At 46.6% G+C, this 1,325-nt stretch carries 1 protein-coding gene; it reads right to left on the reverse strand.

Annotated features, from left to right (window positions below; all coding sequences use genetic code 11):
• Window positions 1–1,325, reverse strand: a 1,325-nt coding sequence (gene carB / locus A3735_RS26495) for a carbamoyl-phosphate synthase large subunit (RefSeq protein WP_082886014.1), incomplete at both ends; no start/stop codon positions are given.

Consider the following 1,325-nt stretch of genomic DNA (forward strand, 5'->3'; position numbering starts at 1 on the left):
CTTCTTCATAGGTTGAGTACATGTAAGCCGTGTTCGATGAGAATTCTGCAGCACAGGTATCAACACGCTTATAGACAGGGCGAATATCGAAGCCCTGACGTAGCGTACGCAATTCTTTCTCGGTAATACCAAGTAGCTCTGCCAAACGGTGATCAGCAAAACCCTTACGCTTAAGACGAAGCATCGCTTCAGCAGTCATGTCTGTGCGTGTCATATTCGATACAACACACTCTTCTTCAATCAAATCTTCAATCTGAACCAGGAACCAAGGGTCGATGCCGCTTAGCTTGTAAATTTCATCAACCGACATGCCAGAACGGAAAGCATCACCGACATACCAGATACGCTCGGCACTCGGGTTACGAAGCTCTCGAATCATCTCTGATTTAGCATCTTCAGAAGCCAGATCCAATTTCGGCTCGAAGCCGTAAGAACCGACTTCCAAACCACGTAAAGCTTTCTGTAGCGATTCCTGGAAGGTTCGGCCAATAGACATAACCTCACCTACCGACTTCATCTGTGTCGTTAGAATCGGATCTGCCTGAGGGAACTTCTCGAAGGTAAAACGAGGAATCTTAGTGACAACATAATCGATTGATGGCTCGAATGAAGCCGGCGTTACGCCACCTGTAATATCATTCTGCAACTCATCCAGGGTATAACCAATCGCCAATTTAGCGGCAACTTTGGCAATCGGGAAACCGGTTGCTTTAGACGCCAAAGCAGATGAACGCGATACACGCGGGTTCATCTCGATAACCACCATACGGCCATCTTTCGGGTTCATACCAAACTGGACGTTTGAGCCACCAGTTTCAACACCAATCTCACGCAGTACTGCCAAAGAGGCATTACGCATTATTTGATATTCTTTATCGGTCAGCGTTTGTGCCGGTGCAACGGTAATCGAGTCACCGGTGTGAACACCCATCGCGTCAAAGTTTTCGATAGAACAGATAATGATACAGTTGTCGTTCTTGTCACGAACAACTTCCATTTCATATTCTTTCCAACCAATCAGGGACTCATCAATCAAAAGCTCGTTCGTGGGTGACAGGTCCAAACCACGCTCACAAATCTCTACGAACTCTTCTTTGTTATAAGCGATACCGCCACCACTTCCACCCATGGTGAAAGAAGGTCGAATAATACAAGGGAAGCCTAAAGAGTCTTGCACCTGAAGCGCTTCTTCCATGCTATGAGCAATCGCAGAACGCGGTGTTTCAAGGCCGATTGCCTTCATTGCTTTATCAAAGCGCTCACGATCTTCCGCTTTGTCGATGGTATCAGCATTCGCTCCAACCATTTCAACGTTGTACTTATCA

The sequence above is a fragment of the Oleiphilus sp. HI0061 genome (genome assembly GCF_001635675.1).